General features: G+C 42.3%; 1 protein-coding gene. It reads left to right on the top strand.

The features are described 5' to 3' along the window. Positions 1–15 precede the first annotated feature (15 nt). Entirely contained in the window at positions 16–1,209 is a 1,194-nt protein-coding gene (gene tuf, locus EDD71_RS15100; protein ID WP_133629527.1) for an elongation factor Tu, read from the top strand. Positions 1,210–1,212 lie beyond the last annotated feature (3 nt).

Genomic DNA, 1,212 nt, shown 5'->3' on the forward strand with positions numbered 1-1,212 from the left:
AAGGAGGAAAAAATAATGGCAAAGGCACATTTTGAGAGAACCAAGCCACACGTAAACATTGGAACAATCGGTCACGTAGACCATGGAAAGACAACATTAACAGCAGCAATAACAACAGTGCTTGCACAGTATGGAAGAGCACAGGCAACAAAGTATGACGAAATAGATAAGGCTCCGGAAGAAAAGGAAAGAGGAATTACAATCAACACAGCACACGTTGAATACGAAACAGAAACAAGACACTATGCACACGTAGACTGCCCGGGACACGCAGACTACGTAAAGAACATGATCACAGGAGCAGCTCAGATGGACGGAGCGATCCTTGTAGTATCAGCAGCAGATGGTCCAATGCCACAGACAAGAGAGCACATACTTCTTGCAAGGCAGGTAGGTGTTCCATACATCGTAGTATTCCTTAACAAGGCAGACATGGTAGACGATCCAGAGCTTATAGAGCTTGTAGAAATGGAAATAAGGGACCTGCTTAACGAATATGAATTCCCTGGAGATGACACTCCAATAATAGTAGGATCAGCTCTTAAGGCATTAGAGAACCCAACTGATGCAGAAGCAATAAAGCCAATACTTGAACTTATGAATACAGTAGACTCATACATTCCGACACCAGAAAGACAAAAGGATAAGCCATTCCTAATGCCTGTAGAAGACGTATTTACAATCACTGGTAGAGGAACAGTTGCAACAGGAAGAGTAGAAAGAGGAGTGCTCAAGGTAGGAGACGAAGTAGAAATAATCGGACTTACAGATGAAAGAAGAAAGACAGTAGTAACAGGAGTAGAAATGTTCAGAAAGCTTCTTGACCAGGCAGAAGCAGGAGATAACATAGGAGCACTTTTAAGAGGAATTCAGAGAAGTGAAATTGAAAGAGGACAGGTTCTTGCAAAGCCAGGAACAGTAAACCCACACAAGAGATTTGAAGGACAGGTATACGTTTTAAAGAAGGAAGAAGGAGGAAGACATACTCCATTCTTCAACGGATACAGACCGCAGTTCTACTTCAGAACAACAGACGTTACAGGAACAATCAAGCTTCCAGAGGGAACAGAAATGGTTATGCCAGGAGACCATATCAACATGGAAGTTGAGCTTATAACTCCAATCGCTATGGAAGACGGACTTAGATTTGCTATTCGTGAAGGCGGAAGAACAGTAGGAGCTGGAGTTGTTTCCAAGATATTTGAATAATTT

Source organism: Fonticella tunisiensis (assembly GCF_004364155.1).
Lineage (GTDB): Bacteria > Bacillota > Clostridia > Clostridiales > Caloramatoraceae > Fonticella > Fonticella tunisiensis.

Coding starts and splice junctions, on each gene's coding strand:
- tuf (WP_133629527.1), top strand. CDS start 16: ATGGCAAAGGCACATTTTGAGAGAACCAAGCCACACGTAAACATTGGA.